At 48.7% G+C, this 1,063-nt stretch carries 1 protein-coding gene; it reads right to left on the bottom strand.

Annotated elements, in window-relative coordinates; translation table 11 throughout:
- Positions 1–198: 198 nt before the first annotated feature.
- The coding region (locus tag F6K49_RS52420) for a calcium-binding protein (protein ID WP_293110998.1) at positions 199–1,063 on the bottom strand (865 nt) is incomplete at its 5' end.

Raw genomic sequence — 1,063 nt, 5'->3', positions numbered from 1 at the left:
TAAACGTCGTAAGTCCTAAGATAATATATTCCTCAAAAGGTGATCGGGTGATCTGGTGATGGGGTGCTAGGTATGAATGCAACTTGGTACCAACACCCCTCTCACCAGGTATCCCATCAGCAGCTTTACCCTAAACTCAGAAAGCGAGTAAAGCAAACAATCCTACTTGTCACTCGGTTAGATAGAGTGCTTTGGCGACTAGACTGAGATAAAGTCAGCAGAAGTCAGTAAACCACTAGAATCGACATAAGCAATGATCTCTCCACCTAAGTTGATTCGAGTGCCGCTGGTAATAGAAACACCAGATATTGTACCTGTGAATGAGCTTAAACTGTAATTGGACAATGACCCGGAAATCTGGATCTTGTCAGAGTCAGTTTCGCCAGCGAAGCTAAATCTGTCGAAATTGTCAATCACAGCGTAATCTAGACCAGCACCATTGTAATAGATCGAGCCACTGGTGCCCAGGATAATCAGATCCCTGGCAAGAGCATCACCAGGGTCAAGGATATCAATTTCACCAGCACCGTCCAGAATACTGTTAGTACCGTTCAGGGTATCTGAGCCCAAACCTCCAACTAGGGTATCGTTACCACCTGCGCCAGAGATGTAGTCGTTGCCAGAGCCACCAGAGAGGTAGTCGTTGCCAGAGCCACCATAAAGGGTGTCCTTGCCAGAGCCACCATAAAGGGTGTCCTTGCCAGAGCCACCATAAAGGGTGTCCTTGCCAGAGTAACCAGAGAGGTAGTCGTTGCCAGAGTAACCAGAGAGGTAGTCGTTGCCAGAGTTACCATAGAGCTTGTCGTTGCCAGAGCCACCAGAGAGGTAGTCGTTGCCATAGCCACCAGAGAGGTAGTCGTTGCCATAGCCACCATAAAGGGTGTCCTTGCCAGAGCCACCATAGAGCTTGTCGTTGCCAGAATACCCCCGGAGGAGGTTGTTGTAACTGTTACCAGTGATGCTGTTGTTGAGGCTGTTACCGTAGCCGTAGTAAGCACTACCAGTCAGGGTCAAGTTTTCCAGGTTGGCTCCTAGGGTGTAGTTGATGGAGGAGAAGACTGTA

This window comes from Moorena sp. SIO3I6, from assembly GCF_010672095.1.
This window is presented reverse-complemented; position numbering and strand designations above follow the sequence as displayed.